This is a genomic window from Collimonas silvisoli (genome assembly GCF_018305005.1).
GTDB lineage: Bacteria > Pseudomonadota > Gammaproteobacteria > Burkholderiales > Burkholderiaceae_D > Collimonas > Collimonas silvisoli.
Window position 1 is genome coordinate 1 of the sequence record NZ_JAGQEG010000052.1, and the last position, 23,227, is coordinate 23,227.

Consider the following 23,227-nt stretch of genomic DNA (forward strand, 5'->3'; position numbering starts at 1 on the left):
GTACTCGCTTCTGATATACCTTTAGCCCAGCATCAGTAAAGCCGGCGCTGACGAAAGTCAGCGCCGGCTTTTTTCATTGAAAGGCGCCGGCCGAAACCCGTTTTTCGGCATTATCCGGCGCATCGCCCTCCACCTCAGTAACAGCTAAGTCTCGCCAGCTACCCTGTTGTTTAACTGTCACCAACGGCGAGCCCGAGCCCGCTGCATATTTACACATTGCACATACTGCACACATTGCCAAAGGCGCCATGGAAGAACTGAATCAATCGCTGTTTCTGCTGATCAATGCCAGCACCCATCCCTCCCCATTCTTGCTAAGTGCCGCCAAGCTGTGTGCGGAACAACTCATCTTGCTGATTCCGGCTGGCCTGCTGCTGGGCTGGTTGCGCGGTGGCGAACAAACACGCAAGCTGATGCTGGAAGCCGCCGTCTGCGGCATCGTCGGCTTATCGATCAGCATGCTGATCGGCATGTTGTGGCAGCATCCGCGCCCGTTCATGCTCGGCCTTGGCACTAACTTTCTTGAGCATGCCGCCGATTCTTCGTTTCCAAGCGATCATCTGACTCTGCAATGGTCGGTAGCCTTCAGTTTTCTGCTGCACCAGCGTCTGCGCAAGAGCGGCTTGATCCTGAGCTTGCTCGGCCTGCCGATGGCCTGGGCCCGGGTCTACCTGGGAGTGCACTTCCCGCTCGACATGCTTGGCGCGGCGCTGGTCGCCACGCTTAGCGCCGGACTCTGCCTGAGCGCCGCACAATGGTTTATCGGACCGCTGTTCCGAATCGCCTCCATCATCCATCGCTATTTATTGGCGCCGCTGATCCGCCGCGGCTGGGTATTGAAATGAATTGACTGCGAGGTAGAATCAGCGGAGGCGCGGTTTGACGCATGAAGTGGAGAAGGGAACGAGAATGAGGGTATTGCTGGTAGAAGACGATCGCATGATCGGCGATGCGGTCCAGACGGCATTGCGCGACGCCAGCCACGCCGTCGACTGGATCCACGATGGCCGTGCGGCCTTGAGCGCCGCGACCAGCCAGAGCTACGACGTGATGCTGCTTGATCTGGGCTTGCCGCACCAAGATGGTTTCGCCGTGCTGCGCCAGTTGCGGCAGCAAGGCAGCGCCTTGCCAGTATTGATCGTGACGGCGCGCGACGCCGTCGAAGACCGCATCGGCGGCCTCGACCTGGGCGCCGACGACTATCTGGTCAAGCCGTTTGAAATGGGCGAATTGCTGGCGCGCATGCGCGCCGTGGTCAGGCGCAAGGCCGGCAACGCCCAGCCGGTGATGAGTAACGGTTCCTTATCGCTTGATCCCAGCACGCGTGAGGTGACAGCGGACGGCGTCGCCACCCGCTTGTCGGCCCGTGAATTCTCCCTGCTCCACGCACTGTTGCTAAGACCGGGAGCGATTCTGTCGCGCCAGGAACTGGAAGACCGCATCTACGGCTGGAATGAAGAAGTCGAGAGCAATGCGGTGGAATTCCTGATTCATTCGATCCGTAAAAAGCTGGGCGCGGCCTCGATCAAAAATGTCAGGGGGCTGGGATGGATGGTTTCAAAGCAAGACTAAGCCGTTCATTGCAATTCCGGCTATCGCTATGGCTGTCTCTGGTGATTCTGGCCATGGCGGTGCCGGCCGGCGTGTTTTCTTTTTTTTCGGCTTTCCATGAAGCCAACGATCTGCAGGATGACCAGTTGCGCCAGGTAGCCGCGCTGGTGCTTAGCCGCGATCTGCCGCCAGCCACGCCGAACCGTCGTGCGACAGGAGAAATGAAGGATGAGGAATCGAAAGTCATCGTCCAGATCTTGACTCCGGAGCCAGCAGCGCCAGCAACCCCGGCCGCCAGGGATGACGAGGAGTCCCTGCGTCTTTCCTACGATCTGCCCGATGGCATGCAAACGGTAGAAGTGGATCACGTGCCATGGCGTCTATTTGTGCAATCCACCGCATCCGGCCAGCGGCTGGCGGTGGGCCAGCAGACTGCCGTACGCGATGAAATCGCCCGTGACAGCGGCTTGCGAACCGTGATGCCGTTCATGGTGCTGATCCCGGTATTGATAGCCCTGGTCAGCGCCATGGTGCGCAGCATGTTGTGGCCGATTAAAAGACTGTCGCAGGAAGTCGACCGGCGCGACGACCAGGACATGCGTCCGCTCGCCGAGCAACAGGTGCCGGATGAAATCCGGCCGCTGATCGGCTCGATCAATCGCCTGCTGCGGCGGGTTGCCGACAATATGGATACCCAGCGGCGCTTTCTTGCCGACGCCGCGCACGAATTGCGCTCGCCGCTGACAGCATTGTCGCTGCAAGCGGAAAATCTGGCGGCAACCGATCTTTCGCCGGCCTCGAAAGCGCGCCTGCTGCCGTTGCGGCAAGGCTTGAATCGCAGCAAAGCCTTGCTGGAACAATTGCTGACGCTGGCCCGCTCGCAAAATACCGGCGCCTCTCAACTGACTCAACTGACCCCGGTTTCCTTGCAAGCGGTGCTGCGGCGGGTGGTGGAGGATAGCTTGCCGCTGGCGCAAGCCAGGCAGATCGATATCGGCGTCGAAGCTGATACCGAAATCACGCTGGTAGCACAAGAAGTCGATATCGTCGCCCTGCTGCGTAATCTGCTCGATAACGCAGTCCGCTACACGCCGCCAGGCGGTAACGTCGAGCTGCGCGTGCGCACCCAGCCTGGCCTGGTCAGCATCGAGGTGGAAGATAGCGGTCCCGGGATTGAAGCAGCCGAGCGCGAACGGGTACTCGATCCTTTTTACCGGGTGCTGGGCAGCGATCAGGACGGCTCGGGCCTCGGGCTTTCCATCGTCAAATCGATCGTGGCAAGGCTAAATGGCAAGCTCGAACTGCAGCATGCCCGCAACATCGCACCCTACGGACTAAAAGTGATCATTAAACTTCCCTTGCCGCAAACGTAAAGATCAGATCACGCCCTGCTGCCGCAACTGCGCGATCTGCTCCGCGCTTCTGCCTATCGTTGCCAGCACCTCCGCCGTATGCTGCCCCAGTTCCGGCCCTACCCAGTTGGTCTGGCCCGGCGTTGCCGAGAGTTTCGGCACGATGCCCGGCAAGTCTATCGGCTGGCCGTCCGGCAGCATATGTTGCTGGATCATGTCGCGCGCGCGGAAATGCGGATCCTGGTGAATATCCGCCGCCGTATAGACCTTGCTGCTCGGCACGTCGGCCTGTTCCAGCACCTGCAGCACATGCTCCAGAGCGTGTTGCGAAGTCCATCCGGTAATTGCCGCATCGAGCATGTCGTTATGCTGCGCCCGGCCATCGTTGCGCGCCAGGCGCGGATCTTCGGCCAGGTCGCTGCGGCCGATAGCGTGCATCAGGCGCTTGAAGATACTGTCGCCGTTGCCGGCGATGATGACGTAGTGTTCGCCGCGTTCATCGCTTAAACATGGATAGGTGCTGGATGGCGAAATACCGGGGAAACTGGCGCCGGTGCGCTCGCGCACGAAACCGAACTCGGCATATTCCGGGATCAGGCTTTCCATCACGCCGAATACCGCTTCGTACAAAGCGATGTCGATGAACTGGCCCCGGCCGCCGTTCGCCTTCAGATGATGCATGGCCAGCAATGCGCCGATCACGCCATACAGCGACGCCAGCGTGTCGCCGATGCTGACGCCAACCCGCACCGGCGGCCGGTCCGGATAACCGGCCAGGTTGCGCAAGCCGCCCATCGATTCGGCAATCGCCGCAAACCCGGGACGCGCATGATACGGGCCATCCTGGCCATAACCGGAGACCCGCACCATGATCAGATTGGGATTGATCTTCGACAAATCCTCCCAGCCCAAACCCCAGCCTTCCAAGGTGCCGGGACGAAAATTCTCGATCACGATATCGGCGTCCTTGACCAGATCGCGCACGATCTGCTGGCCCTGCTCCGACTTCAGGTTCAGCGTCACCGATTTCTTGTTGCGGCTTTGCGAATACCACCAGAGCGAAGTGCCGTTGTGCAGCTTGCGCCATTTGCGCAGCGGATCGCCATCGCCCGGCGCTTCGATCTTGATCACCTCGGCGCCGAACTGGCCCAGCAGGCTGGCGGCATACGGGCCGGCAATCAAGGTGCCGAGTTCGATCACCTTGACGCCCTGGAGGGAGGATTGCTGCGGTGCGGAGGGCTGCTTCATTTCTATCACCTGATGACGTCTTGTTTATCCAAGCAATGAGACTGCATAACAACAGATTATAGAATAGGACGCGAGCCAGCAGCCATGCATGCGGCGGCGTCTAACTGGCCGTCCGGCTTCTGCAGCACCTTGATCGATATCATGGAATCCACGGCCTTGATTCACCCACATCGTCTGATTTGTATCAAAGAGTTAAAATGATTGATCTTGACGCCAACATTTGCAACCAGAAGTAACTCCTTTTGGCAATTGCAACAGCCAGGATTATTGTTAGATAACTGATAAATGCGCGAGACATATCATGAAGAAAATTGCTCTATTGGTACTTGCTGCTGCGGGCCTGATGGTAGCCAGCTCAGCCAGTTTTGCTTACGGTTATTACGGCCATGGCGGCTTCTACGGCCCGCGCTTCGGCGTCACCATAGGCGGACCGCTGTATTGGGGCCCGCCGCCGGTGTACTACGCGCCGCCACCGGTGTATTACGCCCCGCCGCCGGTCTACGTCGCGCCTGAGCCGCAAACCTATATAGAAAAAGCCCCGAATTATGCGTATTACTGCCCCAATCCGGCTGGCTATTACCCGCAGATTCCACGCTGCCCCAAAGGCTGGATGAAGGTAATGCCGGACGAAGATCAACCTAGATAAGGCGGTGTGTGATGATTAATGGAACTACCAAGGTAATCGCGGCCTCGATGGCCGTTCTGCTGTCCGGCTGCGTTACCGCGCCGGCCGGCCCGAATGTGATGGCGCTGCCAGGCGCCGGCAAAAGCTATGAACAGTTCCGCAACGACGAAGCAGTCTGTCAGCGCGCGGCCCAGGAAAGAGTAGGACCGTACGCGCCGCAAGCGGCAGCCGACAATGCGGTAGGCACAGCAGCAGCCGGCACCGTGATCGGCGCTGCGGCGGGCGCATTGATCGGCGCAGCCACCGGCCGTGCCGGCGCCGGTGCGGCGATTGGCGGCGGCGTCGGCTTGCTGGCAGGCAGCTCGGTAGCCGGCGACTCGGCCGCACGCAGCAGCTATGGCATGCAGCGCCAGTACAACAATGTCTACACCCAATGCATGTACGCCAAGGGCAATCAGGTTCCTGTCTCCGGCGGCTATGCAAATAATCGTCGTCAGTATGCGCCCCCTCCGCAGTACTCAGTGCCGCCTGATTATTACCCGCCGCCGCGGGGCAATTATGGTCCGCCGCCGGATTACGCTCCTTACTGATCGCAATAATCAGTCTCACCACAAAGACATGCTTTACGCATGTCTTTGTGCATTCAGAGACCACTTTTTCTGCTGCAGATGCTGCTCCGGCAAATGACAACAGTACGTGGCGGGAGGAATCAAAGACCTTGAGAATACACCGCTAGCCGGTGCTTCGCGCTAGCGACGAGTAAGGGCGACCGCCCATCGAATGCAACGTCATCTACTCCGCAGTCCGTTAAAAGGGGTCAGAGTAATTTTCGCAAACACCCGCGAAAAAAACTCCGACCCCATTTAACTGCGTGGGATTGTTTTTGACTCTGCTTTTGACTTGCCCCGCATTGAGACGTTGCCAAATGTACCGGCTGCCGGTCGGGAATTGTGGGAGGACATGTCTGAGCGCAGCGAGTTGGTCCTCCCACCCGACTGGCAGCCGGTGCATTTGGGGACCTGACCGAAGGGAAGGCAACGGCTTTGCGGTCGCCTTTTCTTTGCTTACTTTCTTTTGGCGAAGCAAAAGAAAGCAAGTAGCCGCCGGGCTACCCCCGGCATGTACCCACGGAGCAGCGCCCTAATCAGCTACCTTCAAATCCCGTTCAACGCAGGCAACCGCAAAGTAACCTCCAACCCACCCTCAGGATGATTACGCAACTGCAACGCAGCCCGGTGATTCTCAGCGATATTGCGCGCAATGGTCAGCCCCAACCCTGTCCCCCCAGTATCCCGCGAACGCGAAGTCTCCATCCTGAAAAACGGATCGAACACCGTCTCCAGCAACTCATCAGGAATCCCCATTCCGCCATCCCGGATCCTGATCACGATATCGGAACCCTCCCGCGTCACATGCAGCCGCGCATAACGCCCATATTTGGTCGCATTATCGACCAGGTTGGTCAGACAGCGCCGCAAGGTATTAGGCTGCGCCATGATCGAAGCCCGCGTACGCCCTTCCAGCGTAACGTCCTGCCGAGCATCGACCGCATCGGCGCAAACGCTATCGAGCAAGGAATCGATATCCAGCTTCTGCATCACCTCCGCCGAATCCATGCTGCGCGCCAGATCCAAACCCTCGCGCACCATGCTCTGCATCACCGCCAGATCTTCCAGAAGCTTGCGCCGCAAATCATCCTCGCCCACTTTTTCCAGACGCAGTCGCAACCTGGTCAACGGCGTTTGCAAGTCATGCGTAATCGCCGCCAGCATGTGAGTACGATGCTGGATCTGCCGCTTGATACGCGCCTGCATGGCGTTGAAGGCGGTGGCGGCCTGGCGCACTTCGGTCGGCCCGGTTTCGTCCAGCGGCGGCCGGTCGATATCGCGCCCCAACTCGCCGGCGGCAATCGCCAGATGCTTGATCGGCCGCGCTGTCATTTTGGCGACAAAAAAAGCCAGAGCGCCGATCAACAACAGAAACAGGCCGAGATAAGGCGACAGATAAGGTATGCTTGGCGGCCGTCCGGGCGGTCCTCCTGGCGGCCCTCCCGGCCCTCCCGGCCCGCGCATCATGCGCAGTTTCAGCTTCAGCAGTGTGCCGTCTTTAAGGCTGACGTATACCACCTGGCATTCTTCGACCCGGCGAAAATCCAAGCCTCTGCGGGTGTGCAACTGGCAGTCGCTTTGCTTATCCACCACCACGCTGCGATCGCCGCCCAGCCGCGCCTTGAGAAGAGCAGTCAGCGATGGATTTTCATTGGTGGCGTTTTCGGTATCTTTGACCATGCTCGCTTCCAGACCGAAATTATCGCTGGTCTGCAGCACCACGGAACGCATCTCGGGGCCGACGTTGTCTAGCGAAAAAACGATCTGCTCGACCCGCTCGGCGATGCGAAACTCATAAAATTCCTTGAACGCCTTGCGCCGCTCATTATCGGCCAGCCAGCTGGTGGTGGCGGCGGCGACCAGGATCCCCGCCAGCAAGATCAGGAACACCCGGTTGGCAACCGAGCCAAAAAAATTTCTCACGAACGGCATTCCGATTCTCTTTCTAATACGCAGCAACCGCTGCCCGACGCCACACTCGCGTCACGACTCCACCGTCACTGCAGTCGCCAGCACATAACCTTCGTTACGCACGGTTTTGATAATCACCGGGGTGCGGGCGTCGTCGCCCAGTTTCTGGCGCAGGCGGCTGATCTGGATATCGACCGAACGATCGAAGGGATCGGATTCGCGTCCCTGGGTCAGTTCCAGCAACTGATCGCGGTTCAGAACCCGGTTCGGATGATCCAGAAACACCTTGAGAATGCGATATTCGGCGCCCGACAAGGCGACCACCAGCCCTTCGCTATTGACCAGATGCCGGGCGATCAGATCCAGGGTCCAGCGCCCGAACTGGATTTGCTGGGCTTCCGGCGATGCCATGTTCGGCGGCAGCGCCTGAGTGCGGCGCAAGACGCTGCGGATGCGGGCAAACAATTCGCGTGGTTCGAACGGTTTCGATAAATAGTCGTCGGCGCCCATTTCCAGGCCAAGGATGCGGTCCAGCGGCTCGCCGCGCGCGGTCAGCATGATCACTGGAATATTCGAATCGGCGCGCAGGTTGCGGCACAGCGTCAGGCCGTCTTCGCCTGGCAAGGTGAGATCCAGCACCACCAGATCGACCCGCGCTTCCGACAATACCTTGCGCATGTCGGCGCCATTGGTCGCCATCAGGGTGCGGAAGCCGTTGGCGTCCAGGTATTCGGCCAGCAGAGTGCGGATTTCGTGGTCGTCGTCGACCACCAGTATGTGAGCAGCAGTTTCCATATACATGATTATCCTAGTAACTGCGATAAGACCGGCAGCGCGGTCAATCGGAAAACGAAGATCTTAATGATCAATGACGAAGTATTCAATGCGTGCGATCCCTGATAGTTGGTAAGTGCTTGAAGTTTCTAGGATTATGGCAACTCGGCACAAGAAAGACGATAGTAATTTGTATATTGGCATATCTATCAAGTGCATGGACACTTTAAGATACAAAGCAAACTTGACGCCTTACACGGCGATACAAAGCCATACCCCCATGAAAAACCTGCGATACACCAGCGCGTTCCAATGCGAGTTGTGCGGATTGCACTTATATTCATGGAAGGATTCATTATGTTCAAGCTTCGCAAACAACTGCTGATCGGCGTGGCTGCGCTGAGCTTTGCTGCCATAGGCATGACCGCCTACGCGCAAGCCGACGGCGCCGACGGCCGCCATGCGCCCACTCCGGAACAACAAGCCAAATTTGCCGAAAAGATGGCAAAACGTCAGGCCAAGTTGCATGACGATTTGAAAATAACCCCGGCCCAGGAAGCTGCATGGCAAACCTTCATCGGCAAGATCAAGCCGGTCAGGCCAGCGGATGCGCCACAACGTCCGAGCAAGGAAGAATGGGCCAAGCAAACCGCCCCTGAACGCATGGACCACCAGATTGAATTCATGAAACGCGCCGAAGCGCGCCTGGCCGAGCGTAGCGCTGCGGTCAAGGAGTTTTACGCGGTGCTGACACCGGTCCAGCAAAAGGTCTTTGACGAACATTTCAAGAAAATGGAGCAGCATCGTTTCGGCCATCGCGGCTTTCACCACGGCGGTTCGGACGATCGCCCGTAACTGCAACCGGCCCGGGTTCCGACTGGGCCGAAACCGGCACCCGGCATACAGCGTAATCGCTTGCCAGGTGCAACTCCATCCGGATCAGCCACATTGCCACCCTCCTGGCTAATGGCTACACTGCCTCGCCAGCCCGTTTCATTATTTTGAAACAATTTCTAATAAATACACACGGCGGTAAAATTTACTCGCTAAACTCATGTAATTGATTTTCAACAATTTGCTGCACGCCTTGAGCGCCAATTTCCGGCAAATTCATGCATTGCGCCTGACCACAATCTGACTGACCTCCTGCCTGCGATGACTACTACACCGACTCCCCAAATCGACCAATCTAGCCAGCCCCGACCTGCCCTTCCAAACCAGTACCAGGGCGGATTCCAGCGCGGCTGGTTGTGGCTGATCGCAGTCGTTGTGCTGGCGCTGGCGGCTTACCTGATCTGGGGTCGCAGCCATCAGCCGGCTGACCCGGCCACGGGAAGCTCGGGGCAAGCCCCGAATGGCGGCGGCAAAAGCGGTAAAGGCGGAAATGGCGGAAAACGCGGCGCATTTGCCGGCGCCGGCGGCCCGTTGCCGGTCGGCGTCGCAATCGCCAAAACGGGCGATATCAAGATCTATCTCTCGGGTCTCGGCAGCGTCACTCCGGAAGCCACGGCGACGGTCAAAAGCCGGGTTAACGGACAGTTGATGAAATTGCATTTCCAGGAAGGCCAGATAGTCAAGGCCGGCGACTTGCTGGCCGAGCTGGATCCGCGCCCTTACCAGGTGGCGGTGACGCAAGCCGAAGGCCAACTGCTTAAAGACACCGCACTGCTAAAAGCTGCGCAAATCGATTTGCAACGCTATCGCACGCTGCTGGCGCAAGATTCCATCGCCAGCCAGCAGGTCGACACCCAGGCCGCCCTGGTCAAGCAATATGAGGGCACGGTCAAATCGGATCAAGGCTCGCTCGACAGCGCCCGCCTGCAACTCACTTATTCGCGCGTCACTGCGCCGATCGGCGGCCGGCTCGGTTTGCGTCAGGTCGACCTCGGCAATATAGTGCAGAGCAGCGATACCAACGGCATCGTGGTCATCACCCAGCTGCAACCGATCACCAGCGTGTTCAGCATTCCCGAAGATAATATTCCCAGCGTCATGAAACAGATTCAGGCTGGCAAGAAGCTGGCGACCGATGTCTGGGACCGCGATCAAAAGAACAAACTCGACAGCGGCGCGCTGCTGACCATCGACAATCAGGTCGACAGCACTACCGGTACGGTCAAGCTGAAGGCGGAATTCCCGAATGCCAATTACACTTTGTTTCCGAGCCAGTTCGTCAATGTCCGCATGCTGCTCGACACCCGCCGCGACGCTACCGTGATTCCGAACGCGGCGATTCAACGCGGCGCCAAGGGCAATTTCGTGTATGTGGTGAAAGCCGATCATTCGGTCACCATCCGGCCGGTGACGGCCGGCCCGGCAGAAGGCGAATCGACCGCGATTGACAGCGGTATCGCAGTCGGCGAAACGGTGGTCATCGACGGCATCGACAAACTCAAGGAAGGCGCCAAAGTGGAGCCGGTGATCCGTGGCGGCCCGGCTGCGGCTGGAACTGGAGCAACTGCGGCTGCTGGCGCTGACGCCAGCAGCGCTGCCGGCACCCATAAGGGCGGTCGCCGTCACGGCCAGGACGCCGCTGGCGGTGCCGCCGCCAGCACACCTGCCGCGGCCCCCGCCTCCGCCAACAACCGCGCCAGTCAATAAACGACTGTGAAGAACGCATGAATCCCTCACGTCAGTTCATTCTCCGCCCGGTTGCCACATCCCTGTTGATGCTGGCCATTTTCCTGGCCGGCGTCGTCGCCTACAAGCAATTACCGCTTTCGGCGCTGCCGGAAGTCGACTATCCAACCATCCAGGTGGTGACGTTGTATCCCGGCGCCAGCCCGGATGTGATGACCTCATCCGTCACCGCGCCGCTGGAACGCCAGTTCGGCCAGATGCCCGGCCTTAACCAGATGTCGTCGACCAGCTCCGGCGGCGCCTCGGTCATCACCCTGCAATTCAGCCTCGACCTGAGCCTCGATATCGCCGAACAGGAAGTCCAGGCAGCGATCAACGCCGGCGGCAATCTGTTGCCGTCCGATCTGCCGACGCCGCCGATCTACAACAAGGTCAACCCGGCCGATACACCGATCATGTCCTTGGCGATCACCTCGAAAACGCTGCCTCTGCCGAAGGTGCAAGATCTGATCGATACCCGCCTGGCGCAAAAGATTTCGCAAGTGCCCGGGGTAGGCCTGGTCAGTTTATCCGGCGGCCAGCGTCCTGCCGTGCGCCTGCAGCTGAACCCGCGCGCAGTGGCGGCGCTGGGCCTGAACCTGGATGACATCCGCACCGCCATCGGCAACGCCAACGTCAACCAGGCCAAAGGCAGCTTCGACGGCCCGACGCGCGCCTCCACCATCGACGCCAACGACCAGCTGCGCTCGGCCGATGAATACCGCAACCTGATCATCGCTTACAAGAGCGGCGCGCCAATCCGCGTTTCCGATGTCGCCGACGTGGTCGACGATGCGGAAAACATCCGCCTGGCGGCTTGGTCCAACACCTCGCCGGCGGTGATCCTGAATATCCAGCGACAACCGGGCGCCAACGTCATCGGCGTGGTCGACAGCATCAAGAAGATCCTGCCGAAATTGCAGGAAACCTTGCCCGGCGCGATCGATGTCCAGATCCTGACCGACCGCACCACCACCATCCGCGCCTCGGTCTCGGATGTGCAATTCGAACTGATGCTGTCGGTGGCCCTGGTGGTGATGGTGATCTTCGTTTTCCTGCGCAGCGTACCGGCCACCATCATCCCCAGCGTGGCGGTGCCGCTGTCGCTGATCGGCACTTTCGGCGTCATGTACCTGGTCGGATTCTCGGTCAACAACCTGACCCTGATGGCGCTCACCATCGCCACCGGCTTCGTGGTCGACGATGCGATCGTGATGATTGAAAACATTTCGCGCTACATCGAAGAAGGCATGAAACCCTTGCAGGCGGCCCTGAAAGGCGCGGAGCAAATCGGCTTTACCATCATTTCGCTGACATTCTCCCTGATTGCAGTGCTGATCCCGCTGCTGTTCATGGGCGACGTGGTAGGCCGTCTGTTCCGCGAATTCGCCATCACGCTGGCGGTGGCCATCCTGATTTCCGCCGTCATCTCGCTGACGCTGACGCCGATGATGTGCGCCAAGCTGTTGCACCATATCCCGGAACAAAAGCAAACCTGGTTCTACCGCAAGAGCGGTGAAACTTTAGACCGGATTATCGCCCGCTATGGGGTGGTGCTGGAATGGGTGTTGCGCCATCAGTTCTCCACCCTGATTGTGGCGATCGGCACGCTGGTGCTGACCGCGGTGCTGTACATCTTTATTCCAAAAGGCTTTGTCCCGGTGCAGGACACCGGCGTCATCCAGGGCATCTCGGAAGCCAGCCAGTCGGTGTCATTTGCCGCCATGGCGGAGCGGCAGCAAGCGCTGGCGGCGGTGGTGCTGAAAGATCCGGCGGTCGAAAGCCTGTCGTCGTTCATCGGTGTCGATGGCACTAACGCCACCCTGAACAGCGGCCGCATGCTGATCAACCTGAAACCGCACGATCAGCGCAATCTGAGCGCCAGCGACATCATCCGCCGCCTGCAGCCGGAACTGGATCGCCAGGTCGGCGGCATCACGCTGTATATGCAACCGGTGCAAGACCTGACGATTGAAGATAGCGTCAGCCGCACCCAGTATCAATTCAGCGTCGAGGACGCCAACGCTGACGAGTTGAGCATCTGGGTGCCCAAGCTGATCGAGCGCCTGCGCCAGATTCCGCAACTGGCGGACATCGCCAGCAACCAGCAAGATCTCGGTTTGCAAGCCTACATCGCGATTGACCGCGATGCCGCATCGCGCCTCGGCATCACCACCGCTGCCATCGACAATGCGCTATACAACGCTTTCGGCCAGCGCCTGATCTCGACCATCTATACCCAGTCGAACCAATACCGGGTGGTGATGGAAGTCAAACCGGAATTCCAACAAGGACCGGCGGCGTTGAACAGCATTTTCCTGGTCGCCGGAAACGGCAACCAGGTGCCGCTGTCGAGCATCGCCACGGTTGAGGAACGCACCTCGCCGCTGGTGATCAACCATATCGGCCAGTTCCCCGCCACCACGATTTCCTTCAATCTGGCGCCCGGCGCATCGCTCGGCGACGCCGTCAAGGCGATCCATGCAGCCGAACAGGATATCGGCCTGCCGGCCAGCATCCAGACCAGCTTCCAGGGCGCGGCACTGGCGTTCCAGGCATCGCTGAGCAACACGCTGATGCTGATCCTGGCGGCAATCATCACCATGTATATCGTGCTTGGCGTGCTGTACGAAAGCTACATCCACCCGATCACGATCTTGTCGACGCTGCCCTCTGCCGGCGTCGGCGCCCTGCTGTCGCTGATGATCGCCGGCAGCGACCTGGGGATTATCGGCATCATCGGGATTATCCTGCTGATCGGTATCGTCAAGAAGAACGCCATCATGATGATCGACTTTGCGCTGGACGCAGAACGCAACGAAGGCAAAACCCCGCGCGATGCGATTTACCAGGCTTGCCTGCTGCGCTTCCGTCCGATCCTGATGACCACCATGGCGGCTCTGCTGGGTGCATTGCCGTTGATGCTCGGCTCCGGCGTCGGTTCGGAACTGCGGCAACCGCTGGGGATCACCATGGTTGGCGGCTTGCTGGTATCGCAGGTGCTGACCTTGTTCACCACGCCGGTCATCTACCTTGCGTTCGATAATCTGGCGCGCCGCATGAAAGCGCGCTTTGGCGGCAAGGAAGACCAGAGCAAGGGTGATGACGACCACGATGACACCGTCCAGCAACCGCAGCCGCGGCCGGATAGACCGTAAGGCAAGGGATAACAGCACAGCATGAATATCTCGCGCCCCTTCATCCAACGGCCGATTGCCACCACGCTGCTGACCATCGGCGTTGCCCTGGCCGGCATGGTGGCGTTCCGGCTGCTACCGGTATCGCCGTTGCCGCAAGTCGATTTCCCGACCATCTCGATCTCGGCTTCATTGCCGGGCGCCAGTCCGGAGACCATGGCCGCCACCGTGGCGACGCCGCTGGAGCGCGCACTGGGGTCGATTGCCGGGGTCACCGAAATGACCTCGTCGAGCTCGCTCAGCTCCACCCGCATCACCATGCAGTTCGATCTCAGCCGCGACATCGACGGCGCCGCGCGCGATGTCCAGGCCGCGCTCAACGCAGCGCGCAACCTGCTGCCGACCGGCTTACCCAGCAATCCGAATTATCGCAAGGTGAATCCGGCCGACGCGCCCATCATGATCCTGGCGCTGACCTCGGACAGCATGACGCAGGGCCAGATGTATGATGCCGCCGATACCATCCTGGCGCAAAAATTGTCGCAGGTAAAAGGCGTCGGCCAGGTCAGCGTCGGCGGCAGTTCGCAGCCGGCGGTGCGGGTCGAGCTGAATCCGACCGCACTCAATAAATACGGCATAGGCACCGCCGACGTGCGCACGGCGATCGCCGCCACCAACGCTAACCGCCCCAAGGGCGTACTGGAAGACGGCGACAAGAACTGGCAGATTTACGCCAACGACCAGGCCAAGACCGCTGCCGAATACATGCCGCTGATCGTTTCCTATCGCAACGGCGCGCCGGTGCGCGTCAGCGATGTCGCCACGGTGGTCGATTCGGTGGCCAATCTGCGTAACGCCGGCTCCGCCAACGGCAAGCCGTCGGTGCTGGTGATCCTGAACCGCCAGCCTGGCGCCAATATTATCGATACGGTAGATGAAGTACGGGCGCTGCTGCCGCAGTTGCGCGCCTCGATCCCGGCCGCCATCAATCTCGATGTCGCACTCGACCGCACGCCGACCATTCGCGCCTCTTTGCGCGAAACCGAAAACACCTTGATGATGTCGATCGCGCTGGTGATCATGGTGGTGTTCCTGTTCCTGCGCAACGGCCGCGCCACGCTGATCCCGGCAGTCGCCGTGCCGGTCTCGCTGATCGGCACTTTCGGCGTCATGTATCTGCTGGGCTACAGCCTCGATAATCTATCCCTGATGGCGCTGACGATTGCCACCGGTTTCGTGGTCGACGATGCAATCGTGGTGCTGGAAAACGTGTCGCGCCACATTGAAAAGGGGATGACGCCATTTGCCGCAGCATTGCAAGGAGCGAAGGAAGTCGGCTTTACCGTGCTGTCGATGAGTATTTCCCTGATCGCCGTGTTCATCCCGATCCTGCTGATGGGCGGTATCGTCGGCCGCCTGTTTCGCGAGTTTGCCGTCACCTTGTCGGTAGCGATCCTGGTATCGCTGGTGGTATCGCTGACCACCACGCCGATGATGTGCGCGCGCCTGCTGAAGCACGAACCGCACCGCAAGCAAGGACGTTTCTTCAACGCCACCGAACGCGCCTTCAACGCCATGTTGCGCGGCTACGAGCGTTCGCTGGCATGGGCCTTGCGCTTCTCGCCATTGATGATGTTGATCCTGCTCGGCACCATCGTGCTGAACATCTATCTGTACACCGCTATCCCCAAGGGCTTTTTCCCGCAGCAGGATACCGGCCTGGTGATCGGCGGCATCCAGGGCGACCAGGCGATTTCGTTCCAGTCGATGCGCACCAAACTGAATGAATTTGTCGGAATCGTCCGCAATGATCCCGATGTGCAGAGCGTGATCGCATTCACCGGCGGCGGCCAGAGCAATCGCGGCAACATGTTCATCACCCTCAAGCCGCTGTCGCAACGCAAACTGACCGCCGATCAGGTGATCGCACGTCTGCGCGGCAAACTCAGCCACGTGCCCGGCGCCAACCTGTTCATGCAATCGGTACAGGATATCCGGGTCGGCGGCCGTTCCAGCGACGCCCAGTACCAGTACACCTTGCAATCAGACGATCTGAATCTGCTACGCACCTGGGAACCGAAGATCCGCGAAGCCTTCAGCGCCTTGCCGCAACTGGCCGACGTCAATACCGATCAGCAGGACAAGGGCTTGCAAACCACCTTGACCATCGATCGCGAAAGCGCGATACGCAGCGGCGTCACGCCGCAGCTGATCGACTCGACCTTGAACGACCTGTTCGGCCAGCGCCAGGTGTCGACCATCTACAGCGGCATGAATCAGTACCATGTGGTGATGGAAGCGGCGCCGGAATATTGGCAAAGTCCGCAGATCTTGCATGATACTTATGTCAGCATCCCGGCCAGCACCGCTAACCTGTCGCCCACCACTTCCGCCCTCGGCACGCCGCCGGCATTGACCGCAGGCGGCAAGCTGGCTTCCAATTCGTCGCTGGCGCTGACCTTGTCGACCAAGGTGGAGCAACAGATGCCGCTAGCGGCGTTTTCCAGCTTCCAGCCGACCAATACTTCGCTCGGGGTCAATCACCAGAGCCAGTTCATCGCTTCCACCATTTCTTTCAACCTGTCTGCCGGTGTTTCCTTATCCGAAGCGACGGCGGCGATCAACGACACGCTGGCCCGGATCGGCGTGCCAACCGAAGTGCACGGCAGTTTCCAGGGCAGCGCCAATGTGTTCCAGTCATCCTTGAGCAGCCAGCCGGTACTGATTCTGACGGCGCTGCTGGCGGTGTACATCGTGCTCGGCGTTTTGTATGAAAGCTATGTCCATCCGATCACTATCCTCTCCACCTTGCCCTCGGCCGGCGTCGGCGCCTTGCTGGCGTTGCTGGCGACCGGCACCGATTTCAGCCTGATTGCCTTGATCGGGGTGATCTTGCTGATCGGTATCGTCAAGAAGAACGCCATCATGATGATCGACTTTGCACTGGACGTTGAACGCACCCAGGGCTTATCCACGCGCGACTCGATTTTTGAAGCTTGCCGGCTGCGCTTCCGGCCGATCATGATGACCACCATGGCGGCGATGCTCGGTGCGGTGCCGCTGGCACTGGGCCATGGCGATGGCGCGGAGCTCCGCCGGCCGCTTGGCATCGCAATTGTCGGCGGCTTGGTCATGAGCCAGTTGCTGACGCTGTACACGACTCCGGTGGTCTACCTGTATATGGATCGCTTCCGTCTGTGGAGCAAAGACAAATGGGAGCGGCGCGGCGGCAGGCCGTTGCCGGATATCAGCGAAGCGTAGCAAGAAAATCAATGGCATGATCAACGGATCCAATATGAAGCAAACGCACACACAAGCACTTACGCGTAAAACCCTGTTGGCGGCGGCAGCCGCGGCGCTGCTGTTGAGCGCCTGCGCCGTCGGCCCGGATTACGTGCGCCCGGCCACCGTGGCGCCGGCTGCCTTCAAGGAAAACAAGGATTGGAAAACCGCGACTCCGCAAGATCAGGAACTGCATGGCAAATGGTGGGAGATTTATCAGGATCCGCAATTGAATGCGCTGGTCGAGCAAGTCAATATATCCAACCAGAACCTGGCGCAAGCCGAAGCCCAGTTCCGGCAAGCGAAAGCCTTGGTGGAATCGGCAAGATCATCTTACTTTCCTATGGTATCGGCCAATGTCTCGGCCACCCGCTCCGGCGGACGTAGCAGCAGTAGCAGCAGCGGCTCGGTATCGACCACCGATGCGCTAGGCCTGAGCGCCAGCTGGGAACCCGATCTGTGGGGCCGCATCAGCCGCACGGTGGAAGCCAACCGGGCCTCGGCTCAGGCCAGCGCTGCCGACTTGCAGGTGGCCAGGCTCAGCGCGCAATCCTCCCTGGCGCAAAATTACCTGCAATTGCGAGTGCTCGACCTCCAGCAAAATTTGCTCGACGAGACGGTAGCGGCCTATCAGAAATCGCTGCAACTGACGCAAAACCAGTATGCCGTTGGCGTGGTCGCCCGCTCCGACGTGATTCAAGCGCAGACCCAGCTCAAAGGCGCGCAAGCAAAGGCCTTGGACAATGGCGTCTCGCGTGCGCAGCTGGAACACGCGATCGCCCTGTTGACCGGACAAGCTGCTTCCAGCTTCTCGATTGCACCGGCGCCGCTGGTTGCGGTGCTGCCGGAGATTCCGATCGGCGTGCCGTCGTCGCTGCTGGAACGGCGTCCCGATGTCAGTTCGGCGGAAAGGCTGGCAGCGGCGGCCAACGCCCAGATCGGCGTCGCCAAAGCGGCGTATTTTCCTAACCTGACCTTGTCCGCTTCAGGCGGCTTTCAAAGCAGCAGTTTTGCCAACTGGCTGACGGTGCCGAACCGCATCTGGTCGCTAGGACCGGCGCTGGCGGCGACTCTGTTTGACGGCGGCGCCCGGCGCGCTCAAAGCGACAAGGCGATTGCCGCCTACGACGCCAGCGTCGCGGTATACAAACAGGCGGTGCTGACCAGCTTCCAGGAAGTCGAAGACAATCTGGCGGCCTTGCGCATTCTGGAACAGGAAGCTGCGGTCCAGGACGAGACTGTCAAGTTTGCCCATCAAGCGGCAGACCTGATCATGAATCAGTACCGGGCCGGCACCGTCAACTACACCAGTGTGGTGACGGCGCAAACAACGGCATTTAACGCCGATCTGTCGGCGCTAAGTATCCAGGATCGGCGCTTTGCCGCCAGTGTGTTGCTGATCAAGGCTCTTGGCGGTGGCTGGAATCAGACTGAGCTGCCAGACAACGCCGTGCTGAATGATCGCGACGCTGCTGGAACCGGCAAACCAGCAGTTAAATAAAAATTATTCCTGCTTTCTTGTTGTTCTCGCGAAAACGGGGATCCATTTTAAGCTCAACATGGATTCCCGCTTGCGCTGGAATGACGAGGGTTTTCAATAGTCTCGACTAATTCACATTGCATATCCGGGAGAAAAAAAATGAATTTCGGCTCCAGCTGGCAGGTATTTGCGCTTGGCTCTGCTTTTTTCGCCGGCCTGACGGCGATCTTCGGCAAGTTTGGCGTCACCGGCATGAATTCAAACTTTGCCACCTTCATCCGCACCATCGTCATCCTGTTCGTGATCGCCGGCATCGTCACCTTGCGCGACGAATGGCAAAAGCCAACGCTGGTCAACCCTTCCAACTGGCTGTTCCTGGTCTTGTCGGCAATCGCTACCGGGCTGTCCTGGCTGTGCTACTACCACGCCCTGCAAATCGGGCCGATATCCAAGGTGGCGCCGATCGACAAATTGAGCGTCGCCTTCGCCATCGTGCTAGGCTTGCTGTTTGCCGGTGAACAGCTGACCTGGCCGGTGGCGATCGGCGGCTCGCTGATTGTGGCCGGTTCGGTGGTGATTATTGCGTTTTAGTTGGGCCTCGCGCAGGCCCGCACACTTCAGGAGAATTCATGTTTGACCACGTCAAATTCGGAGTCAGCGACTATGCAGCGAGCAAGGCGTTCTTCCTCAAGGCACTCGAACCGCTCGGCGTAGCTGTTGCCTCGGAGGGGCCGCCGACGTATGGTGTCGAGCTTAGCCCAAAGGGTAAGGCTTCATTGTGCCTGTTCCAAACCGAGGAGAGGCCGGCGCATCTTCACTTGGCGTTCACGGCCGAGAATCGCCAGCAAGTCGAAGCTTTCTATCGCGCGGCTCTGGAGGCGGGTGGCAAAGACAATGGTGAGCCTGGTCTGCGCCCGCACTACCACGCGAACTACTATGCAGCTTTTGTCATTGGTCCGGACGGGCACAACATCGAAGTGGTTTGCCACGAACCCGAGGCCTAACCCTTCCATCGAGGGGACGTCCACAAGCGGGCTTCTCCCGCTTGCGTCCGTCCCTCATGTCAAACGTTAGACGTCCGCTCCTGTCCAAAGCAGTCATTCGACCGGAAGGCGATGACCGACCGCAACTGCCGGCGTGTTTGGTTGGCCTGTCAAGCGATCTGCAACAGCGTTGCCGGCATGGTTCCGCGCAGGCTGTTGCACACCATGATCTCTTCGGCAGCCAGCAAATCATCCATGCTCAAGCTGCGTTCGCTGGCGTTCCAGGCCGGATCGTTCAAGACCACGCTGCGCATCACTCCCGGCAATAAGCCTGAGCGCAGCGGTGGCGTGTACCAGCGTCCGTCCAGCTTGATGAAGACGTTGCTGCGCCCTCCTTCAGTCAGTTCGCCCGCACCGTTGAAGAACAGCATATCGAAAGCACCCAGCTGCTGTGCCTGTTGCCAGGCTTGATCGTAACGCTGCCGTAAAGTGGTTTTATGTCTTAGGAACAGATCGTCGGACTGCGTCGGGATTGGCGCGATCAATACGTTGACTGGCGTTGCCAGCGGCCCCAGCTGCGCGCTCTGCAAGCTGCAACTGCCATCCGCAGAGAGAGTCAGACGCAAACGTTGAGCGCCGCTGGCGGGCAAGCTCGCGCAATGTTCTTGCAAAGCAGTGCGCAAGATCGTCTCGTCATAGGGAAAACCAAAGTAGGCGGCGGAGGCTTGCAAGCGTTGCAAATGCAAATCCAGATGGCGGCAACCGTCGGCCCTGGTCGCATGCATGGTTTCAAACAAGGAAAAATCGCCGCCCATGCCGGTCAGGAATTTTGCCTTCAATGCACATTCGGCATATTCCTCCGCCGCCACGCTGTCGTGCACGATGCCGGCGCCAACGCCCATTTCACCGCGACGAATGCTGGCGCCGTGCAAGCCATCTGTTGCGGCCGGCTGCAGCCATAGGGTCCGGATCGGCACCGATAAACAGAATGCACCAAATTGACGCCCTGCCTGCTCCATATCGAACCAGCCGATGGCGCCGGTATACAGGCCGCGCGGTTCAGGTTCCAGCTCGGCGATGATTTGCATGGTGCGATGCTTGGGCGCGCCGGTAATCGAACCGCAAGGGTACAAGGCCTGGATCACTGCGCTGAGACTGACATCGTCGCGCACCTGGGCCTGCACGGTGGAGGTCATTTGCAGCACGGTGTTGAACTGGGTCACCTCGAATAAATGCGGCACGCGCACCGAGCCGGGGACGGCGATGCGCCCCAGGTCGTTGCGCAGCAAATCCACGATCATCAGGTTTTCCGCCAGATTCTTGGGATCTGCGGCGAGCGCCTTGGCGGCCTGCCTGTCCTGTTCCGCATCGCCGCTGGCGGCGGCGGTTCCCTTCATCGGCCGCGCCGTCAGCACACCGTCCGCATGGCGCACGAACAGTTCCGGCGAGAGCGACAATACCGTGGCGCCATCGGCTAACTGGATCAAACTGCCGTAGGGCACCGGCTGGCGCAGCCGCAACTGCCGGTACAGCGCCACCGGGCTGCCGTAAACGTCGAAACGCAGCCGGTAGGTGTAATTCACCTGATAGGTGTCGCCGGCTTCGATGTAGGCGTGGATCTTGGCGATGGCGGCGGCAAATTCTGCGGCGCTGACATTCGGCCGCAGATTGGCGATGCCGGCGCCTGCTTCAGCCGCGCCTGTTTCTGCAGCCTGACGCTGCGCCAGCCATGCATCCACTTCGGTATCACTCAAATGCCGGCAATCCGTGAACAGCAGGATTTGCGCCAAGGCTTGCACCGGCGCTGCCGGCGGCGGCTGCAACAAGACATGTTGCAGGCCGATCCCGAGCTCGTAAGTAAACAAGGTCACCGCATGCAGGCCATCACGCAAGGCTTGCTGCATCTGCTCAATCAACTGCGGCAGCTGCTCTGCCTCAAAACACTGCAAGCTGCGCATATGGCCGGTGTATAGACGTGACGACGGACTGGATGCTTGCGACTGTGCAGAAGCTGCACTGCGGTCATCCAGCAATGCAAAACACTCGGTCGGCGATGGAGACGTGTGGATCATTATCTTTGTAAAAAACGGCAGGCGGCCAATGGAACAGCCTGCATGCTACCTGATCGGTAAGCGATTGGCTAAAACGTTATAATTATGCACTTTTGGCAGGTGAGCAGATCTTTTTGCCGGTCCCGCCAGCCGCCGCAGCCGCTTCACCGGCACTCACTACCTATCCCTGATGGCCATATCCCGCGTCTTCCTCACGCCACTGATTGTGGCTTGCGCCTTGTTCATGGAAAACATGGACTCCACCGTAATCGCCACCTCTCTACCGATGATGGCGCATGACATGGGGGAAAGCCCGATCGCGCTGAAGCTGGCGATGACTTCCTATCTGGTCAGCCTGGCGGTATTTATTCCCATCAGCGGCTGGATGGCCGACCGCTTTGGTGCGCGCACGGTGTTCCGCAGCGCAATCGGGGTGTTCATGCTCGGTTCGATTCTGTGCGGCATATCGAACACGCTGGCGGAATTTGTCGCGGCCCGCTTCCTGCAAGGGGTGGGCGGCGCCATGATGGTGCCGGTCGGGCGGCTGGTGATCTTGCGCACCACTTCCAAGGCGGAACTGGTGCGCGCGCTCAGTTACCTGACTATCCCGGCTTTGCTGGGGCCGGTGATCGGGCCGCCGCTGGGCGGTTTCATCACCACCTATTTCCATTGGCGCTGGATCTTCTTCATTAATGTCCCGATCAGCATTCTCGGGATTTACCTGGCCACGCGCTACATCGAGAACCTGCGCAGCGACGATATCGTGCCGCTCGACTGGATTGGTTTCCTGTTGTCGGCATTCGGCTGTTCGACATTGATGTTTGGCCTGGCTAGCGCCGGCCGTCATCTGGTGGCCGGCGATGTCTCGCTGATCTGCGTGATTGCCGGCACTGTCAGTTTGCTGGCGTATGTATGGCACGCATTGCGTACACCGCATCCGCTGATCAATTTGCGGCTGCTGCAAATTCCTACGCTGCGCATGAACGTGTTCGGCGGGTCGCTGTTCCGGATCGGCATCGGCGCCTTGCCGTTCTTGCTGCCGCTGTTGTTCCAACTGGGTTTCGGCTTGACGCCGTTCCAGTCCGGCCTGTTGACCTGCGCTTCGGCAGCCGGCGCCATTTTTGTCAAGACCGTGACGACGACTGTGCTGAAGAAATTCGGCTTCAGGAGCGTGCTGGTCTATAACACGCTGCTGGGCGCGCTGTCGATGGCGGCGTTCGGCGTCTTGCAAGCGGATTCGTCGCATATCTTCATCATCCTCATGCTGCTGCTGGGCGGCTGCGTGCGTTCGATGCAATTTACCAGCCTGAACGCGATTGCCTACGCCGAGATCGACCAGCGCCAGATGAGCCAGGCCACCAGTATCACCAGCGTCGCCCAGCAACTGGCGATCGGCCTGGGCGTGACCGTCGGCGGTTTTGCGTTGCAGGTATCGAATCAGGTACAGGGCCATGCGACGCTAGTCAGCGCCGATTTCTGGCCGGCCTTTGTGCTGATCGCCCTGATTGCGCTGGCTTCGCTGCCGTTTGCCTTGCAACTGCAGCCGGACGCCGGCGCTGAATTATCCGGCCGCCGCGCTTGATGACTCGCTGCCCCGCGCCTGGGA

General features: G+C 59.7%; 17 protein-coding genes. 13 read left to right on the plus strand and 4 right to left on the minus strand.

Annotated features, from left to right (window positions below; all coding sequences use genetic code 11):
• Positions 1-248: 248 nt before the first annotated feature.
• The 3 genes from KHU33_RS14990 (at position 249) to KHU33_RS15000 (ending at position 2,924) form a co-directional block, all read left to right on the plus strand.
• Positions 249-845, plus strand: coding sequence for a phosphatase PAP2 family protein (locus KHU33_RS14990; protein ID WP_211464281.1), 597 nt, complete (start codon positions 249-251; stop codon positions 843-845).
• Between the two features lie 64 nt (positions 846-909).
• A complete protein-coding gene (locus KHU33_RS14995; protein ID WP_211464283.1) occupies positions 910-1,572 on the plus strand; it encodes a response regulator transcription factor in 663 nt (220 codons plus the stop codon).
• The gene (locus KHU33_RS15000; protein ID WP_211464285.1) at positions 1,548-2,924 is read left to right on the plus strand and encodes an ATP-binding protein; all 1,377 of its coding nucleotides are present in this window, start codon (positions 1,548-1,550) and stop codon (positions 2,922-2,924) included. Before KHU33_RS14995 ends, KHU33_RS15000 begins: the two co-directional genes overlap by 25 nt.
• A 3-nt stretch (positions 2,925-2,927) precedes the next feature.
• Here KHU33_RS15000 and KHU33_RS15005 read toward each other — a convergent pair whose 3' ends face one another.
• Positions 2,928-4,151, minus strand: coding sequence for a CaiB/BaiF CoA transferase family protein (locus KHU33_RS15005; protein ID WP_211464287.1), 1,224 nt, complete (start codon positions 4,149-4,151; stop codon positions 2,928-2,930).
• A gap of 301 nt (positions 4,152-4,452) precedes the next feature.
• Between KHU33_RS15005 and KHU33_RS15010 the strand changes: the two genes are divergently transcribed.
• Positions 4,453-4,797 (plus strand): hypothetical protein, encoded by a 345-nt coding sequence (locus tag KHU33_RS15010; RefSeq protein WP_211464289.1) that lies wholly within the window; start codon positions 4,453-4,455, stop codon positions 4,795-4,797.
• An 11-nt stretch (positions 4,798-4,808) separates the two neighbouring features.
• Positions 4,809-5,366, plus strand: a complete 558-nt coding sequence (locus KHU33_RS15015; RefSeq protein ID WP_211464291.1) for a glycine zipper family protein — start codon at positions 4,809-4,811, stop codon at positions 5,364-5,366.
• A 564-nt stretch (positions 5,367-5,930) separates the two neighbouring features.
• On the opposite strand, the gene KHU33_RS15020 is transcribed toward KHU33_RS15015, so the two are convergent.
• Together KHU33_RS15020 and KHU33_RS15025 are read right to left on the minus strand one after the other, a co-directional pair.
• Positions 5,931-7,316 carry an ATP-binding protein gene (locus tag KHU33_RS15020; RefSeq protein WP_211464293.1) on the minus strand — a complete coding sequence of 462 codons (1,386 nt, stop codon included), beginning with the start codon at positions 7,314-7,316 and terminating at the stop codon, positions 5,931-5,933.
• Positions 7,317-7,367: 51 nt separating this feature from the next.
• Complete coding sequence (locus KHU33_RS15025; protein ID WP_211464334.1) at positions 7,368-8,090, minus strand: response regulator; 723 nt, start codon at positions 8,088-8,090, stop codon at positions 7,368-7,370.
• Between the two features lie 336 nt (positions 8,091-8,426).
• On the opposite strand from KHU33_RS15025, the gene KHU33_RS15030 reads away from it, so the two are divergent.
• The 7 genes from KHU33_RS15030 (at position 8,427) to KHU33_RS15060 (ending at position 19,591) form a co-directional block, all read left to right on the plus strand.
• On the plus strand, positions 8,427-8,924 hold the full coding sequence (locus KHU33_RS15030; protein WP_211464295.1) for a Spy/CpxP family protein refolding chaperone: 498 nt from the start codon (positions 8,427-8,429) through the stop codon (positions 8,922-8,924).
• Positions 8,925-9,317: 393 nt separating this feature from the next.
• Complete coding sequence (locus tag KHU33_RS15035) at positions 9,318-10,670, plus strand: MdtA/MuxA family multidrug efflux RND transporter periplasmic adaptor subunit (protein ID WP_230414287.1); 1,353 nt, start codon at positions 9,318-9,320, stop codon at positions 10,668-10,670.
• 17 nt (positions 10,671-10,687) lie between these two features.
• Positions 10,688-13,846, plus strand: coding sequence for an MdtB/MuxB family multidrug efflux RND transporter permease subunit (locus KHU33_RS15040; protein ID WP_211464300.1), 3,159 nt, complete (start codon positions 10,688-10,690; stop codon positions 13,844-13,846).
• A 21-nt stretch (positions 13,847-13,867) separates the two neighbouring features.
• Positions 13,868-17,086, plus strand: coding sequence for an efflux RND transporter permease subunit (locus KHU33_RS15045; protein WP_211464301.1), 3,219 nt, complete (start codon positions 13,868-13,870; stop codon positions 17,084-17,086).
• Positions 17,087-17,120: 34 nt separating this feature from the next.
• A complete protein-coding gene (locus tag KHU33_RS15050) occupies positions 17,121-18,608 on the plus strand; it encodes an efflux transporter outer membrane subunit (RefSeq protein ID WP_230414288.1) in 1,488 nt (495 codons plus the stop codon).
• 138 nt (positions 18,609-18,746) lie between these two features.
• Positions 18,747-19,178 (plus strand): EamA family transporter, encoded by a 432-nt coding sequence (locus KHU33_RS15055; RefSeq protein WP_211464303.1) that lies wholly within the window; start codon positions 18,747-18,749, stop codon positions 19,176-19,178.
• Between the two features lie 38 nt (positions 19,179-19,216).
• A complete protein-coding gene (locus KHU33_RS15060) occupies positions 19,217-19,591 on the plus strand; it encodes a VOC family protein (protein WP_211464307.1) in 375 nt (124 codons plus the stop codon).
• A gap of 149 nt (positions 19,592-19,740) precedes the next feature.
• Here KHU33_RS15060 and pabB read toward each other — a convergent pair whose 3' ends face one another.
• A complete protein-coding gene (gene pabB / locus KHU33_RS15065) occupies positions 19,741-21,642 on the minus strand; it encodes an aminodeoxychorismate synthase component I (RefSeq protein ID WP_211464309.1) in 1,902 nt (633 codons plus the stop codon).
• A 169-nt stretch (positions 21,643-21,811) separates the two neighbouring features.
• On the opposite strand from pabB, the gene KHU33_RS15070 reads away from it, so the two are divergent.
• The gene (locus KHU33_RS15070; RefSeq protein WP_211464311.1) at positions 21,812-23,203 is read left to right on the plus strand and encodes an MFS transporter; all 1,392 of its coding nucleotides are present in this window, start codon (positions 21,812-21,814) and stop codon (positions 23,201-23,203) included.
• Positions 23,204-23,227 lie beyond the last annotated feature (24 nt).

Bases quoted from the DNA above. Each gene is read 5' to 3' on its own strand.
- KHU33_RS15000 (WP_211464285.1), top strand. From the start codon at position 1,548: ATGGATGGTTTCAAAGCAAGACTAAGCCGTTCATTGCAATTCCGGCTA.
- KHU33_RS15005 (WP_211464287.1), bottom strand. From the start codon at position 4,151: ATGAAGCAGCCCTCCGCACCGCAGCAATCCTCCCTCCAGGGCGTCAAG.
- KHU33_RS15060 (WP_211464307.1), top strand. From the start codon at position 19,217: ATGTTTGACCACGTCAAATTCGGAGTCAGCGACTATGCAGCGAGCAAG.
- KHU33_RS15055 (WP_211464303.1), top strand. From the start codon at position 18,747: ATGAATTTCGGCTCCAGCTGGCAGGTATTTGCGCTTGGCTCTGCTTTT.
- KHU33_RS15030 (WP_211464295.1), top strand. From the start codon at position 8,427: ATGTTCAAGCTTCGCAAACAACTGCTGATCGGCGTGGCTGCGCTGAGC.
- KHU33_RS14990 (WP_211464281.1), top strand. From the start codon at position 249: ATGGAAGAACTGAATCAATCGCTGTTTCTGCTGATCAATGCCAGCACC.
- KHU33_RS15045 (WP_211464301.1), top strand. From the start codon at position 13,868: ATGAATATCTCGCGCCCCTTCATCCAACGGCCGATTGCCACCACGCTG.
- KHU33_RS15070 (WP_211464311.1), top strand. From the start codon at position 21,812: ATGGCCATATCCCGCGTCTTCCTCACGCCACTGATTGTGGCTTGCGCC.
- KHU33_RS15050 (WP_230414288.1), top strand. From the start codon at position 17,121: ATGAAGCAAACGCACACACAAGCACTTACGCGTAAAACCCTGTTGGCG.
- KHU33_RS15040 (WP_211464300.1), top strand. From the start codon at position 10,688: ATGAATCCCTCACGTCAGTTCATTCTCCGCCCGGTTGCCACATCCCTG.
- KHU33_RS15015 (WP_211464291.1), top strand. From the start codon at position 4,809: ATGATTAATGGAACTACCAAGGTAATCGCGGCCTCGATGGCCGTTCTG.
- KHU33_RS15025 (WP_211464334.1), bottom strand. From the start codon at position 8,090: ATGGAAACTGCTGCTCACATACTGGTGGTCGACGACGACCACGAAATC.
- KHU33_RS15010 (WP_211464289.1), top strand. From the start codon at position 4,453: ATGAAGAAAATTGCTCTATTGGTACTTGCTGCTGCGGGCCTGATGGTA.
- KHU33_RS14995 (WP_211464283.1), top strand. From the start codon at position 910: ATGAGGGTATTGCTGGTAGAAGACGATCGCATGATCGGCGATGCGGTC.
- KHU33_RS15020 (WP_211464293.1), bottom strand. From the start codon at position 7,316: ATGCCGTTCGTGAGAAATTTTTTTGGCTCGGTTGCCAACCGGGTGTTC.
- pabB (WP_211464309.1), bottom strand. From the start codon at position 21,642: ATGATCCACACGTCTCCATCGCCGACCGAGTGTTTTGCATTGCTGGAT.